This window comes from Bacteroides sp. D2, assembly GCF_025147085.1.
Classification (GTDB): domain Bacteria; phylum Bacteroidota; class Bacteroidia; order Bacteroidales; family Bacteroidaceae; genus Bacteroides.
Genome location: NZ_CP102261.1, coordinates 1,549,577 through 1,565,429, shown reverse-complemented (window position 1 = coordinate 1,565,429; position 15,853 = coordinate 1,549,577). Strand labels below are relative to the sequence as shown.

The 15,853-nt window shown below is 44.1% G+C and carries 8 protein-coding genes; 1 reads left to right on the top strand and 7 read right to left on the bottom strand.

Annotated features, from left to right (window positions below):
* Positions 1-8: 8 nt before the first annotated feature.
* The 6 genes from NQ505_RS05415 to NQ505_RS05390 all read right to left on the bottom strand — a co-directional run bounded on the left by NQ505_RS05415 (position 9) and on the right by NQ505_RS05390 (position 12,288).
* Complete coding sequence (locus NQ505_RS05415) at positions 9-2,525, bottom strand: glycoside hydrolase family 31 protein (RefSeq protein WP_009001267.1); 2,517 nt, start codon at positions 2,523-2,525, stop codon at positions 9-11.
* Between the two features lie 52 nt (positions 2,526-2,577).
* A complete protein-coding gene (locus NQ505_RS05410) occupies positions 2,578-4,356 on the bottom strand; it encodes a glycoside hydrolase family 66 protein (protein WP_009001268.1) in 1,779 nt (592 codons plus the stop codon).
* Positions 4,357-4,370: 14 nt separating this feature from the next.
* Positions 4,371-5,885, bottom strand: a complete 1,515-nt coding sequence (locus NQ505_RS05405) for a SusF/SusE family outer membrane protein (RefSeq protein ID WP_009001269.1) — start codon at positions 5,883-5,885, stop codon at positions 4,371-4,373.
* A 36-nt stretch (positions 5,886-5,921) separates the two neighbouring features.
* On the bottom strand, positions 5,922-7,385 hold the full coding sequence (locus tag NQ505_RS05400; RefSeq protein ID WP_369749101.1) for a RagB/SusD family nutrient uptake outer membrane protein: 1,464 nt from the start codon (positions 7,383-7,385) through the stop codon (positions 5,922-5,924).
* 42 nt (positions 7,386-7,427) lie between these two features.
* Complete coding sequence (locus tag NQ505_RS05395; protein WP_009001271.1) at positions 7,428-10,427, bottom strand: SusC/RagA family TonB-linked outer membrane protein; 3,000 nt, start codon at positions 10,425-10,427, stop codon at positions 7,428-7,430.
* A gap of 211 nt (positions 10,428-10,638) precedes the next feature.
* Positions 10,639-12,288, bottom strand: coding sequence for a DUF6377 domain-containing protein (locus NQ505_RS05390; RefSeq protein ID WP_009001272.1), 1,650 nt, complete (start codon positions 12,286-12,288; stop codon positions 10,639-10,641).
* 171 nt (positions 12,289-12,459) lie between these two features.
* On the opposite strand from NQ505_RS05390, the gene NQ505_RS05385 reads away from it, so the two are divergent.
* On the top strand, positions 12,460-13,593 hold the full coding sequence (locus NQ505_RS05385; protein ID WP_009001273.1) for an AAA family ATPase: 1,134 nt from the start codon (positions 12,460-12,462) through the stop codon (positions 13,591-13,593).
* Between the two features lie 433 nt (positions 13,594-14,026).
* Here the strand turns inward: NQ505_RS05385 and NQ505_RS05380 are convergent, their stop codons facing one another.
* Complete coding sequence (locus tag NQ505_RS05380; RefSeq protein WP_009001274.1) at positions 14,027-15,754, bottom strand: ATP-binding protein; 1,728 nt, start codon at positions 15,752-15,754, stop codon at positions 14,027-14,029.
* Positions 15,755-15,853 lie beyond the last annotated feature (99 nt).

The following is a 15,853-nucleotide window of genomic DNA, read 5'->3' as shown; positions in this document are numbered from 1 at the left end:
TTCACCACTTATTTAAAAGCAATCATAATCTGCTCATCAATACCCTTATCAGGTATTCGCACACTACATACACCAGTTTCTTTATCCCAACTCCATAATACAGATTCCGTGTCATTCTCTAAATTTTCTTCCAATCGTTCAGGTTTTACCTTCTTTATCTCCTTTCCTTTAGCAGTTACCTCTTTCGGAGCTTTCGCAGAATAAATACGGAATAATAGATTTCTCGGACCGGGGACAGTGTAACCTTTTCCTTCACGGACAGAGACAGTCAATTCATATCCATTTGCCAAAGTATTACAAACAATCGGCGTTTTGACAAATTCATCGCGCTGATATCTTAAGTCTTCTCCTTCATCTTCGTAGAGAGTAAAGGTAGCCTGTGCACCTTCCTGTGCAGGGAAAACTTCAAAAGTTAGTGGATATACCGGTTTCTCATGGGTGTAGTTCATCACCGGCATGGTGGGGATGATAGAACCTTGCTTCACAAACATAGGAACGGAGGACAAGGGAGCATCAACCGTAGTCCATTGCTCTCCGGTATAAACCGTCTTCTTGTTATTATAGTCAATCCATGTACCTTCGGGCAGATAGACATTTTTAGTACGAGCGCCTTTCTTCACCACAGGAGCTACCAGCAATTCACGACCGAACATAAATTGGGCATCCGTAGAAAATGTTTCCATATCCATTGGATATTCGAGAAACAGAGGGCGCATGATAGGCAATCCTGTATCATAAGCTTCGCGGGCATAAGTATAGATATAAGGCAATAAACGATATTTCAACTCGATAACCGCCTTTGCGTTCTTTTCTGCTTCGGGACCGAAAAGCCACGGTTCCACCGGATTATCTCCCTCGTGGTGAATACGGCTCAAAGGATTAAATGCTCCGAACTGTATCCAACGGGTATAGAGTTCGGCCATAGCCGGATAATCTTCAATATCTCCACAGTAACCGGTAATGTCACAGGAAGAAAACGGTATCAGTCCTAAACCGGCGGAAAGCATTACGGGAATCTGATTGGCTAACTGTCCCCAGCCTTGCAACACATCATCTCCGTTCCCGCTATCACCTGTCCAACCGAACGTATAGCGTTGCAACCCGGCATAAGCAGCACGAGTCATTTGGAACACACGACGGTCCGGATTCCTCTTTTCAAATTGTTCTTTCACCACTTTATCCCAAGTCAATCCATAGACATTATGGATTTCATCGTGCATACCCAGATAGTGTTTCATGACGAGACGTTCCGTCTGCTCTTCGTTACTCCAGGCAGGTTCGCCCATGTCCGTCCAGAAGCCGGAGATACCGTCGTCAATCGGTTTCTGCTGATAGGTTCCCCACCAGTCGGCTACGGCAGGCAAAGTGAAATCCATCACTCCACAGTTACCACCCCAAGGCCAGGGCATATCGTAGCTTTTACCGTTCGTACTGTCCTTTACAAAATAACCCAAACGATCTGCTTCTTCCCATTGCCTTTTGTTGGCTTGTGCAATTACCGGATCTTGAGATACTACTACCTTAAAACCCATCCCTTTCAAATCCGAAAGCATCTTCTTTGGATTCTCATAGTTTCCTTTGCGCCATTCGAAATCCTGCAAGTATTCCGTCCAGCCGATGTCCTGATAGATAATATCACAAGGGATTCCACGTTTCCGGTAACCCTCGGCTATTTCGCGACTTAGCTTTTCGCTTGTCAGCAGACCACGGCATTGAGCAAAACCCAGCGCCCATTTCGGCGGCATGATAGGTTTGCCCGTCAGTCCGACGTATTGGCCGATAATTTCCTTATAGTCTTTGCCGAAGATAAAATAGTAGATCATTTCACCGTTCGGAGCTTCAAAGCTGTAATAGTCGCGACTTTCCGTACCGAACTTGAATTCCGTTTTGTACGTATTATCAAGAAAAATACCATACCGATAACTGCTCATAAAGAAAGGAATACTCTTGTAGAGCGGATCTTCCACTATACTGTAACAGGGTTTGTCACTATTCCACATCTTATAAGATTCGCCACGACGGTCCATCTTTCCTGTCTTTTCTCCCAGTCCAAAGAAATGCTCGTCACGACGGAGCACTTTATATTCCGTCTTCTTTGTTCCTTCACTCACATGCCCCTTGTCGGCATAATCACTAAACAGGAGTTTCTGATACTTATCAAATATCTGAAGACTCAACGGAGATTTATTTACCCGAATACGCAATTTCGGAGTAAAGATCTCATAACAGGCTGCCTGTTCGTCCACATGGACGGTTCCTACATCTTCCAACTCTTCATTAATCACTGCAAAAGAGGCATTCTTCCGTTGCAGCTGTCCATCGGGCGAAAACCAAACTTTGACTACCGAAGGGCTACAAAGCTGTAACTGCAACGCAGCACTGTCCGTCAGGTGAAAAGTCACCTGACGTCCTTGTTGTGTAAAAGAAGTGCATGTATATATCGCATTTTCCGCCCATACCCATGTTGGAAACATCAGGCACAATACCCACACCCATAACCTATATCTAATCTTCATACCTATCATTTTAGTTATTCTGCCATAGCCGATTTATTCAGTTAAGCATGCGCAATTAGTTTTATTCAGCCACAATCATTGTCCAGTATTTCAGGGACGGCAATGTGAAAGAAACAACTCCGTTCTCCTGCGTAAAAGCCAGTTCCTGCAAAGCGCCTCCATGTACATCCGGTGAAGCTACCCATAACTTGTTCACTTTGGCCGGCAGATTCATTTGTAAAGCAGCTTTCGTTATCAAGGTCGGTTCCGGCATCGTGCCGTCCACATCTCTCCAGCTAAGGCTGTTTGCTTGCGAGAAGTTAAGAAGATGTATCACCTGTTTGCTGCCCACCTGCTTGGCATAAGTAGTGACCGAACCTTGTTGGGGAGGCCATACATTCAACCTCATTTCCCCGTTGGTACAATTCATGGTGATACTATTTTCCGTACCTCCGTCACGAAGCAGATTCTGATAAGAAGTCAGGAAGTCATAATAATGAACCATCGCTGTTTTCAGTTCTTCGCTCATTGTCAGATTCTCATTCGGGAAGTACTCTTTACACAACATATGATCGCCTCCCAATTCCAGATGCGAACCGCCCAAAGCAAACATGACAGCATCCGTCAGCAGAATACCCGGCGTATTAAATTCCCCCCGGTTATCTGCCTTGTTATAATTCATATAAGCTGCAAAAACCGTATTCAACTGATAATCGCCATATACTCCATTTTCATAAAGAATAGCTTTCAGATTGGTAAAATCAGCCTCATCCGCCCATACTTCATTATAGAAGAAATCCACTTTATCCGTCTCCCCTATCTGACGGGCACCGTAACGGCTCACCGCATTCATCACCAAACTCTTGTCCGGATGTACCTGCTTCATTGCATCTATAAAAGAGGCATATCCCTCACGCAAGTTAACAGGAATACCACTATAATTATAAAGCGTGCTACGTCGTCCCAATTGGTCTATCTGATAACCATCGAAAGCGAAGTTTGCATATACATCGTCATTCCTTTCGCCCAGATATTTCTGCCATTCCTTGTTAGAAGGATCTACCAGACAAATATTACTTTTCCATCCGCCCGGCAAGTCATGGCTATCCTTAGTAGTGTGAGAAGCATCCTTAAACAGATACCATTCCTCCTTCACTCCATCCGTAGCAGCATCTTTCAACGCTCCGAAACAAAGATTATAAAACATAGACTTCATACCGAAACGATGCTGCGCTTCAATGTAATTTTTCACCGAACTTGTATAAACCTCCCGGTTAGCGATATCCATATAGACCTCATCCAACTGTGTACGTGTACCGCCCAACGGCCAGTGATGTTTATTATGCCAATCCTGGAACTGCACCCAGTTGATATGATGACGGTTCAGATACTCCATCTCTTCCTGTGTCTTTTCGGCTGTCTTCTCCTGACTGAAATCAGCGACAAAGCCATAACGCGGGAAACGTGCCGGATCACTGGATACATCTACCGCAATCGTACCGACTATTACATCCGTTCCGTTCTCCTGACGATAAAGCTCTGCCATGTACCCTTTAAAATCGGTGGTAGGCGGTTGCCATGTCCAGCTCGTACCATTTACCGATTCTTCTCCCACCGTTTCACCCGAAAGGCGATAACGCACTTTAGTTCCGGCAGGCAAAGCATCATCCGCTGTAAACACCACTTTCTCCCCCGGTTTGTAGAAAGCCTTGTCCGTAGACAGGTCTACACTCAAATCCGATGTTACCGGAGTCACTTCGGTAACACCGCCCGAAGCTCCTCCATTCTGTTGGTTCGACTCATTATCATCACTGCAAGCCATACACAGGAAAGCAGCTACCAGATATATTATTTTTTTCATCTTGAATTCTTGTTTTATTGTTTCACAATCGAGATCGTCTCTTTCAACTGGTCAATCGTAATCTGATAAGAACCGGCCTCCTGAATATTCCACTTATAGTCCAGACCACCCAAATCTGCATCCGGATACATACTGCTCAAATCTGCATCCGATTTAGTGACGAACAATGCTGTTTCCACTTCACCCGTTGGAGTTTTACCGTCCTTATCCGCCATAAACCAATCTCCGTTCCAGTCAGTCTGCTTATCGCAGGAAATCTTCATCTCACCGGCTTTCAGCATACCGCTCCATGTAAAGATATAAGGACTGTCGACACTCTTAGTCATCGGTGTAGCATTGTCCAGACTCCATCCGTTCGGAGTTGCCTCACCCACCAGATACAATCCTGCGTAAGGAGTAAACGGACGCATCAGCATCTTTTCTTTTCCTTTGCCTGTATAGAACCATACTTTATAAGGTTTGCCACATTCAGCCTCTTTCATTTGCCATTTATTATCGTCGCCTCCAAGCACTACTGACGTCGAAGTGTACGGAGCATTTGCTACGGCAGGATGGAAGAAAGCGTCCGACTGGCCGAAATCCGCCACAGAGCTAAACTTAAATTCTCCGTCTGCCTTCCAAGGAATCACAGCTCCATAATGGAACAAATCCATCTGAACAGCATCTTTAGACAGTGCCTCAAATTCCCAGCCACCATTTCCGGTAAACGAACCGACAATGAAGAACTCGTCAAATCTCCAACCGATATCTTCCGTTTCAGTCAGTGTCAACGTCAGATTGAGCAAGTCTACTTTTACAATATAGGTTGCCCCTTCATCGATTACAAACGGCTCGTCCGGCTCGTCGCCCGATGTACGGTAAGTCAGCTTGAGTGCTTCCACTGCAGTGGCGTCACGGTTGTACGACGGCAAGAATTGTCCCAATGTCGTTATAAATTTCAATGATCCGGCGTTCAGTTTTCCTGTCCATGTAAACTGTCCGTTATCCGTACGCTCCATCGCTGTCGCATTGTCGGCAGCCCACCCATTCGGAGCAGCATCACCAATCAGGTAAAGCGTAGTAGTAACCGGCTGATACGTAGTCACCGTAAAAGCAGTCGTCGCACTTTGCTTCTGCTCTTCCATTCCGGCAACAACCGCTGTGATACGTGCCTCCAACTCCGCTTTCACAGCATAACCGATACCGAACTGCGTATTCAGGAATTGGTTGAGTTCTTCCACTTTCTTAGTCCATTGATACGTTCCCGTACCTAAATCCACCGAATAAGCATTTGCAAAGTCCGTTCCGGCTTTCGCCAGTTCCAGCGTATAAGAGATACGGTTACCGCTTCCATAATTCGTTCCGGTAGTCCATGAGAGAGCGAGTGCTTCCTGACTATGGTTCTTTTCGTTCAACACCAAGTCCTGCTGATTCACCGAAAGAGTGAGGGTATCATGTCCTTTATTTGTCTCCATATAATCTTCGGCACAGGCAACCATCGTTCCGCCGATGAAAAGAGAGCATAACAACTGATATATATATTTCTTCATGATATTATTTATCTAAATGAATGATTATAAAACGGATTAATAACCGGGATTTTGAGTCATCAGATGATTGGAGTCCATCTCTGTCTGCGGAATAGGCAACAGGAGACGTTCCTTGGTCACATTATTCTTACCGATGGATTTCAGGAATGTCAATGCATAATTTCCATTATCCACACGGATCATATCAAACCAGCGGTGTCCTTCAAAGGCAAGCTCCATCCGGCGCTCGTGAATAATCTTCTCCCTCATTTCAGTCTGCGTCAGAGTAGTCGGCACATCTGCCAGTCCGGCACGTTTGCGGACGATGTTCAATGGTTCGGCAGCCTGGTCGGGATGTCCCTGCTCGTTCAATGCTTCCGCTTTCTTCAATAGAACATCTGCATAGCGATATACTACGAAGTTGTTGGGATTGGTATTATACTCCGGAGAAACAGTCTTCGACACAAGGAACTTGCGCACATTATAACCCGTATTCGACCAGGAACGTCTGTATTCCATCCCGTCAAAAGCAGGACAACCTTGATACAAGACAGTTACGTCTTTCCGCAAATCACCGTCCTCATATTGCTTGAAAAATTCTTCCGTAGGCAGGTTCCATCCATAAGCACCGGCCACCAGACTTGAGTTACGAGGTCCCATGAAAGTCGACAGCCAGGATGATTGGTTATCACCGCCCCAGAAATCATATTCCGTACTGCCGGAATATTGTACTTCGAAAAGGGATTCCGGACCATTATTGATAGTGGCATTGAAATTATCGGCATAATTGTATTGGGTCAAATCGTATCCCATCGCAGCAATATTGTCGCACAGAGTCACTACTTCATTATAGTATTCGCGATGATTGGGCGCCAATGTCAGATAAATATCCGCCAGCATAGCCATTGCAGCTTCTTTGCAGGCACGTCCTCTATCACTGTCTCCATAACTGCTTTTCGGAGGAAGCATATTTACTGCATTCTTGCAGTCAGAAAAAATCTGGGCATATACCTCATCTACCGTATTACGGGCAATATCCGTAGATTCTCCCGGTTCAAACGGCGTTAAACGCAAAGGCACACCTCCATACAGACGAACCAGAATATAGTAGTAATGTGCACGCAGGAAATAAGCCTCACCCATGCAACGGGTCTTTACCTCATCGGAGACAGCTGCCGAAGGCAGATTGGAAAGCACAATGTTACAACGTCCGATACCTACCCACGGAGAACGCCATACGTACAAAGCAAAGCCATTATCACTCTGGGCTATGAAATTGGAAGCCTGCACAGTTTCCAGTCCGTCGGTTCCCCCTCCGGCGCCTACCTCACTGTTACCTGCGATAATATCAAGGCTCCAGATACGCTGGTTATACATATTAGATGACTGAAGAGTCTTGTAGCAGGCAGTAGTCAGTGCCACGGCAATCTCGTTCGTTACTTCCGATTCGGGATCGACGCCATATTTAGGATATTTATCTAAGAAATCGTTGCATGAGGTCAATGCCAATATGGCAAACATCATTACCAAAGTTGTTATCTTTTTCATATTCTTCCTCCTGATTTAAAAGTTAAAGTTCAAACCCATGCTGAACGTACGTGAGATAGGGTAGCGGCTGCTGTCGATACCATTAACGTCAACCTCCGGGTCAAAGCCGGAATATCCGGTGATAGTCGCCACATTCTCGCAAGAGAAAGAGATGCGGGCATTTTCCAGTTGAATCTTTTGCATCCACTTTTTAGGCAGTGTATACGAAAGCGTAATGTTTTTCAGACGGAGGTAGGAACCGTTTTCCACAAATCGGTCGGATACGCGGCAGTTCTGATTCGGGTCTCCCCAGATAGCACGCGGCATGGAGTTACTTGTTCCTTCTCCCGTCCAGCGGTTCAGTACGGCCGTGGTCTGGTTGTAAGCGGCTGCCATTCCTTCGTTGTCTACATTGTTGGCATTATAAATCTTGTTTCCCGATACGCCTTGCAGGAAAACAGAGAGTTCCCATCCCTTATAAGAGAAATTATTGCTTAGAGAGAAGAACCAGTTCGGATTCGGGTTGCCGATAACGGTACGGTCTTCATCGTTGATAACTCCATCATTATTCAAGTCCCGGAAACGGATATCGCCCGGAGCAGCGCCCGGTTGGGTAGCATGGCGGTTCACTTCATCCCAGTTCTGGAAAAGTCCGTCGGTTACGTATCCGTAGAATACATTGATCGGATAACCGGCTCTAAGCATAGTCACGTATGAATTCCCCATCTGGTTGATGAACATCGGAGTTTCGCTGTTCAAGTCCTGAATTTCGTTCTTGTTATAAGTGGCTGTTAAGGCAGACTCCCAAGAGAAAAGCCCTTTCAGGTTGATAGTACGCAAGGTCATTTCCACTCCTTTGTTGCGCATCTTGCCGGCATTGGTGAAAGTTTCGGTAGTATCTTCAAAACCGGAAGTGATAGGAATGGAAGCCTTCACCAACATATCTGCTGTCTTCTTGATATAAGCGTCCAGCGAAAGGTTAACACGTGAATTGAACAGGCTCATGTCTACACCAAAGTTGGTCTGGCGCACTTCTTCCCAATGAATATTCGGATTGGAGAGAGTAGTAGATACCAGAGCGGTGGAGTTGTTGTTGCCGAAAGGATAGACTCCTGTGTTATAGGAAGCAACAAAGCCGTAGTTACCGATTTCCTGATTACCGGTCACACCGTATCCGATACGCAGTTTGAGGTCATTCACCGGGAAGTTGTCTTTCGGAAACCAGTTCTCCTGGGAAATACGCCATGCCAGCGAAACGGAAGGGAATGTTCCCCAACGGTTGTTCTTACCGAAACGGGAAGAGCCGTCACGACGCACAGTAGCTGTAAGCAGGTATTTATCTTCGTAAGAATAGTTGAGACGTGCCATCAGAGAGAGCAGTGCCCAGTCACTCTGACTACCGCCAAGACTGTACATCTTCTCGCCGTTGTCCATCTCATGGATATTATCAAACATGAAGATATTCTTTTGAGCATTCAGGTAATCGTAGTTGTTCCACTGGGCGGAAGAACCTGCCATCACCCCTACCCGGTGTTTCTGCGCAAAAGTGTGGTCGAATACAAAATAATTATCCCACAAATAGGTAAATGATTTGTTATCGCTCTTATAGCGGGAAGATTCTTCTACCGGATTCGGTTTCCAGTTGTAAGCTGGAGTAAAGTTGTCAACAAACCAGAATTTGGCGTCATAACCGAATGTACTTTTCAACTTCAGCCATTTGGTAAAGGTAATCTCTCCGGTGATGTTTGCCAGGAAGTTATATCCTTTTGTTTCATTGGTCATCATGTGCAGCGTACCGATCGGGTTACGGATGCTTCCGTACCATTGCGCCTCCTGTCCGGGACCGCTCCAACTGCCGTCCTCATTCTTCACCGGTTGGGTGGGGAGTGCTTTCATTGCATCACCGATGCTATAAGTTCCTCCTTCTTTCACGTCCGTACTGAATGTCAGGTTGGTAGTGAATTTCAGCCAGTTATTAACTTGAGCATCGCTATTTGCCTGAAAGTTGAAACGGCGGTAATTAACGCTTTCCACAATACCAGACTGGTCAAGGAAACCACCGGACACATAGTAATGTGCTTTTTCCGTACCACCGGAGTAGCTAACCGAATAGCTTTGCTTCACTCCCGTGCGCAGCATTTCATCCAGCCAGTTCGTTCCTGTTCCCAATAAAGAAGGGTCTGCCCAATAAGGGTTTGTATTATCATCATTATTAGACAGCATATCATTGCTCAAAGCGGCATATTGCGCAGCATTCAGCATATCGGGCACTTTAGTGGCATTCTGAATCGCCCAGTTAGCGTTTACCGTCACCTTTCCGGCACCCTCGGCACCACGTTTGCTGGTAATCATCACCACACCGTTCGCACCACGCGAACCATAAATAGCTGTTGCCGAAGCATCTTTCAATACGTCCACCCGTTCTACATCGGCCATATTCAGAGCAGACAATCCCAAGTCGGTAGGTATTCCGTCAATGACAATCAGCGGGTTACTGTTATTGATTGTTCCCAAGCCACGAATTTTAATGGTGACATTATCACCCGGCTTACCGGCATCGATAATCTGCACGCCGGACACCTTTCCCTGCATTGCCTGACCGATATTGGCCACCGGAGAGTCTTTGATGTCCTTCACTCCGACAGAAGATACAGCTCCGGTCAGATCACTCTTTTTCATCGTTCCGTAACCCACTACTACAACTTCGTCCAATACTTCCGTATCTTCCTGCAAGGTTACTTTCAAAGAGTTTTTCCCGTTCACCGGAACTGTCTGCATTTTATAGCCGACAAAAGAGATAGTCAGCGTGCTGTTAGCCGGAACGCTTAATGAGAAATTACCGTCTACATCGGTAATTGTACCGTTCGTTGTACCTTTTTCTACCACACTGGCACCGATCACCGGTTCGCCCGTGGCATCTACGACATGTCCTTTTATTGAAATCTGTTGTGCGAATGCACTAAGAGATAGGAACAAGCCCCACATTATTAGTAAGAGGCGGCGTTCAAAGCCTTTCGACTTCATACTCTGTTTCATGTACATTAATTTAAAGTTAATATTAGGGTTACTTTTGTTTTACTCTCTGTGTCATTGCTGAAATGACCGTGAAACAAAAGTATCTACATTTCATACTGCTTCTTAAAGCAGATAGCAAAAATATAGTGATTTATACAGTATCTCACAGTATAAACCACTAAATATAAGAACGTTACAAAATAGAAGTCAGACAAAAAAAGTAGTGGTTTTCTTATTCTTCCACCTTCCCTATTTGCATTACTTTAGCCTCAAATTCATCTCTTTCTCCCACAGCCTTGTTACGGACACGGGTCCGGTAATTATAAATGGTAGTGACGGAGTAACGAAGGAATTGCGCTATTTTAGTGCTGTCCGTAATTCCCAGGCGGATGAGAGCGAAGATACGAAGTTCGGTATTCAGCTGTTCTCCCGGTTTGGGTTGCATCGGTTCGGTAAGCAGGGCATTAAATTCCTCCACAAAACTGGGGAAGAGTTGCAGGAAAGTCACGTCGAAGTTCGCATAAAACTCTTTCAGTTCTTCATCAAGGAACTGGGAAGATTTAATAGCCTTATATAGTTCTTCCACCCTTCCGGCAGCGGCAATCTTATTCAGGGAACGGCGGTATAAATCCATCTTATCGAGATAAGTGGAACATTGGTCCATGTATCTCCCGATATATTCCTCCTTGATATAGTTGGCTTCCGAAAGCGTATGATTCATTTCTTTCAGTTGCGAATTGGAATCGTGAAGTTCTTCGTTCAGTTCTTGCAGGAGCGTATTGGTATCGACCACTTCGCGGCGCGCAGCAGCTACCTTTTTCATCTGTTTATAGACAAAGAAAATGGCAACCAGCAAGAAAACGGAAAGCAGACTGATACATATCAACGAAACTTTCATCTCCTGTTGCTGACGTTTGGTTTTTAATTGATAGGCCTGGTCAATGATAGGAAAGACCTGCGAGATTTCCAAAGTACGAAGACGGGCATTGCAAAGAGTGGCATCCTCCAGGGAACATTTCAGATAGTTGTAGGCACGGTCGATGTCTCCTGCTTCATAAACAAGAGAAGCGAGTTTGCGCAAAGATACATATTCTTTTACCGCTGATTTCAAATCGGCGATGGCCGAAAGAGCCAGGTAATGTTTTTGCCCCTGCTTATCTCCTTTCAACCGATAGCCTTCGGAAATGGTATAAGTAATCATTGCCTGTGCATGGTCATCCAAAGACGGTTTACTGTAATATTTCATCAGCATATCAATCGCTTCATCGTATCGGGCATGAACGATGTACTTATCTGCCATCACCAATGCATGTCCCAGAGAGTCGGAAGCATTGATCTGTAACAGGGAATCCCGGTATAAATCCGTCATCCGGTAATATTCTTTCTTGGCTTTCTCCGTAACGGCATAATCACCCATCAATCCATAAATAGTGCGATATAGATGATAATAATAGCCATATAGATAGTCGGGCAGTGTTTTCTTATCAATTTTCCCCAATAACTCGAGGGCTTCTTTGTACATTCCGGTAGTTCCCATCACTTCCGCCATATTCATGGCAGAATCATCCAAGTAGTCCAGTTTATTTAAACGATGTGCCAGTTCCTCTTTCCGTTGGGCATAGACAAAAGACGAATCCAAATTATAAGCCCGGTATTCATCGAAAAGACGTCCGCAAAAACCATATCGCTGCTCATCAGAAGCAGCCTCAACCAACAATTTCTTCAAGTCAGCAATTCGTGCCTCCTTTTCCGCTCCATAAGTCTGACGGTTTTTAATGATACCATCAATCTCACGAAGTAACGCATCGGTACTCTTATTATCTTTTGCATAAAGCAGACCAGAAAGGACGATTGTCACAAAAATCAGAATAACTTTTTTCATAGTGCCGTATGTATTATATCTGCAAAGATAAAAGTCTTTCAGAAACTTCCGGCTTTCAGGAGAAGATTATTGCAGGTAGAAAGAACAATCTTTATTAAAAAGAGGAGGTAAATCGGATTTATTATAAACATAATTATTATATTTGCAATAATTGTATTTATAATAATCAGTATGGCAATCGTTAATAACCCTTTTATTGTAGGTGGATACCTATCTCCCCATTACTTTTGTGACCGCGAAGTGGAAACAGAACAGTTGATACGTAACATAACAAATGGAAGAAATGTCGTTATCATTTCTGTGCGTCGCATGGGAAAGACAGGTCTGATTCGTCATTGCTTTTATCAGGATGAGATCAAAGAGCATTACTATACATTCTTCATTGATATTTATGCGACAGCCAGCCTTAGGGAATTTGTATTCGCCTTGGGAAAAGAGATTTTCGAGAAACTCAAACCCAAAGGAATGAAGTTCATCGAACGTTTTTTCTCCGTCATTTCCTCGCTGCGCGCAGGTTTTAAGTTGGATTCTGTTACGGGAGAGCCCACCTTCGATATTGGATTAGGAGACATCCATACAGCAGAAACAACACTGGATGAAATCTTCGCTTATTTAGAACAGGCTGATAAACCTTGTATCGTAGCCATTGACGAATTTCAGCAAATAGGCAATTACACAGAGAAGAATGTAGAAGCCATATTGAGAACTAAAGTCCAGCATTGCCAAAATGCTCGTTTCATCTTTGCCGGAAGCCAGAAACACATTATGATGAATATGTTCAACAGCCCGGCCCGACCTTTTTATCAAAGTGTCAATATGATGCAACTAAAGAGCATTCCGCTTACGGCATACAGGCCATTTGTTGAAAGGCTTTTCCTTGAAAATGAGAAACGTATTGAAGAAGAACTGATAGACGAAGTATATAATTTCTTTGAAGGACATACCTGGTATGTACAACTCATGTTTAATGAATTATATATACTGACCGGAAAAGGGGAAGTGTGTGATCGTTCCCTCCAAAGTATTGCCTTGACCAATATCCTGCAGATGCAGGACTTCACATATCAGGAGATTTTCTCCCGCCTTCCGGAAAAACAGAAAGAGGTGCTGATTGCTATCGGAAAAGAACAAAAAGCAACCGGAGTCACTTCAGGAAAATTCATAAAAAAATACAAGCTAAGTACTCCGAGTTCCGTACAAGCTGCACTCAAGGGGTTACTGGAAAAGAATCTAGTCTCACAGGAACAAAATCACTATGAAATAGCTGATAAACTATTGGGAGCCTGGCTACAAAAGAATTATTAGGTTATAAATCCTAGAAATTAATAGTTAAGAATAAGGTTTCATTCCTATACGGTTTTCACCACAGAGGACACAGAGGTGAATCTTGTTCATGACTGCACGGTAATGAGCTTATTATTACTAATAAGTTTCTTAGTTACTTTTAAGCAATCGTTTACCTATTGTTAGGCAATTGAAAAAGTAATATAAACAAGAGAAAGAAATAAAAGTTGCATATTGACAAGTTATTGTCAGCGATAGTATCTTTGGCTCCTTTCCGCACCGTATTGAATGAAAGTATAGTGATATAAATGGGAACTTGTATATTGGGGTTATTACAATAGTTGACCAAGCAGTACCATCCAAACAATCCGAGATACTACAATCTCTCTTTTGTCAGACTGTAGTACCTCAAATAAAATTTGTGTATTCAGAATAATTATATCAAACAGAATTTCTATATGACTTCTTCCATCCGCTCCAACTCCCATCCGCGAAACTGCATGACGATGCCATGCAACTCGGTGCCGTATATCATCCGGCGTACCTTAGGACCGGCAGCATAACCTTTTATCTGTTCTACAGCTTCTTTCCATTGGGCTTCGGCTTTCGCTCCCGAGTCTTTGGCAGAGAGATATTTTAGTTCGATGATATAGCTGTGCTTCACGTCATAGCGTATCAGGTCAGGCATCAGGAACAGATCACAATAACCGTGGTTCAATTCTACTTCCGGGGCTATCAGGTAATATGCATTCGTACTCAGGTAAGCAGTAAAGAAACCTTGCAGGTTGCGCTCTCCCTCAATAGCGCTGCGCACGGAAGAGTTTTCCTTGTAGGCATGGGCGATAAATTCCAACGTTTCACGCCAATGGCCGTTGTAAGCCATTTCGTAATACATCAGACCAAGGTCGTTCAGATTAATATGTCGATTGTCCTGATATTCTTCCAACAAGAATTCGTAATATTGTTTACGCACGTTATTATTGGGAATACTTAACACCAGATAGTTGCCGCGAGTGGCAGTAATGGTAAGCATACCATAATAAAAAAGCAGACTGGGGAAAATTTCAGGTTTGGTAATATCCGTAGCAGGAAAGGTAGTTGTCAACGTGGTAACAATCTGCCCATCTTCGGTGATTTTACGTAACACTCCTTTGCGGTTACCGTCCAACTTGTCCAGTCGGATAAGTTTTTTCATCTTATTATAATCCGTGCGAGTATTAGGGTCTATCATTTCTTTGGGGGATTTACCCAAAGTCATATAATGACGCAGATAATAAAACACCATGTCACAGTTGAACATCTTTGGGTCACGCTCCAAGCTTTCTTCGGCAAAACAATAATTGTCATACCATGGTCGCATCTCCTCTATCATCGCATCTATATTCGTATTGCCCGGCAACTGCCCGGCATCCTTATAATATTGGAGCATCTCGCGTACATCAGTCTCGCTGAATCCCAACATCATATTAAATTGATGATCGATACTGATATTCCAACCGATATTGAATCCACTAGTCAGGTCGTCCAGCGTTACGGGGCTGACACCGGTCATGAAGATGCGCTCGAACATGCCTTTGAACTTCTTGAAGATTTCGCGGTAGAAGCCACTGGCGTGGGTTAGGGCGTGATAGACTCTGTCACCCTGCTCGTTTAGCACCACATTAGTGAAATTATCATATTCATCCACTATCAGATAAAGCTTGGAGCCGTTATTACGTGCCTTGCGGTCCAGAAAGTTCAATTTGTTGGTAGTGCCGCACTGCGCTTTCATTTCCTCTTCGAAGCCGGGATAATAATAGGACTCATAAATAGAAGCGAAATCATCCAGTCCGCCGCAGCAATAATCATCAAAGTTTTGGGTAAGTGTCCCGTCAAGACCTCCCACTCTGGAGAAATCAAGAAAGAGTATTTGGAAAGTCCCTTGTAACTGTGTAGGATGACTGCCTATCCATAAATTGCTGAAACGCTTTTCGAACTTTTCTTTTTGGGCGATGTCATAATAAGTTCGGAGCATACTCAGAAAGATGCTCTTGCCGAAACGGCGGGGGCGGATAAAGAACAAATTGCTAGGTTGTTTTTCCAACAACGGCAGATACATAGTCTTGTCCACGTAATATTGATTCTGTTCCACCACTTCCACAAAGTTGGAAACTCCATAAGGGATTCTTTTTACTTCTTCCATAATTTGTTCCTTTCTTTAGTTCTCATATTTATGAGATAATGCAAAAGTAGCATATTCCCGCAGAAAGAACAAAGAAAGGGAAAGAAAGTTGGAGTGTTG

What these genes read in the sequence shown, in the direction of transcription:
- NQ505_RS05390 (WP_009001272.1), bottom strand. Translation starts at nt 12,288, where the DNA reads ATGAAAAAAGTTATTCTGATTTTTGTGACAATCGTCCTTTCTGGTCTG.
- NQ505_RS05385 (WP_009001273.1), top strand. Translation starts at nt 12,460, where the DNA reads ATGGCAATCGTTAATAACCCTTTTATTGTAGGTGGATACCTATCTCCC.
- NQ505_RS05400 (WP_369749101.1), bottom strand. Translation starts at nt 7,385, where the DNA reads ATGTTTGCCATATTGGCATTGACCTCATGCAACGATTTCTTAGATAAA.
- NQ505_RS05410 (WP_009001268.1), bottom strand. Translation starts at nt 4,356, where the DNA reads ATGAAAAAAATAATATATCTGGTAGCTGCTTTCCTGTGTATGGCTTGC.
- NQ505_RS05405 (WP_009001269.1), bottom strand. Translation starts at nt 5,885, where the DNA reads ATGAAGAAATATATATATCAGTTGTTATGCTCTCTTTTCATCGGCGGA.
- NQ505_RS05380 (WP_009001274.1), bottom strand. Translation starts at nt 15,754, where the DNA reads ATGGAAGAAGTAAAAAGAATCCCTTATGGAGTTTCCAACTTTGTGGAA.
- NQ505_RS05395 (WP_009001271.1), bottom strand. Translation starts at nt 10,427, where the DNA reads ATGAAACAGAGTATGAAGTCGAAAGGCTTTGAACGCCGCCTCTTACTA.
- NQ505_RS05415 (WP_009001267.1), bottom strand. Translation starts at nt 2,525, where the DNA reads ATGATAGGTATGAAGATTAGATATAGGTTATGGGTGTGGGTATTGTGC.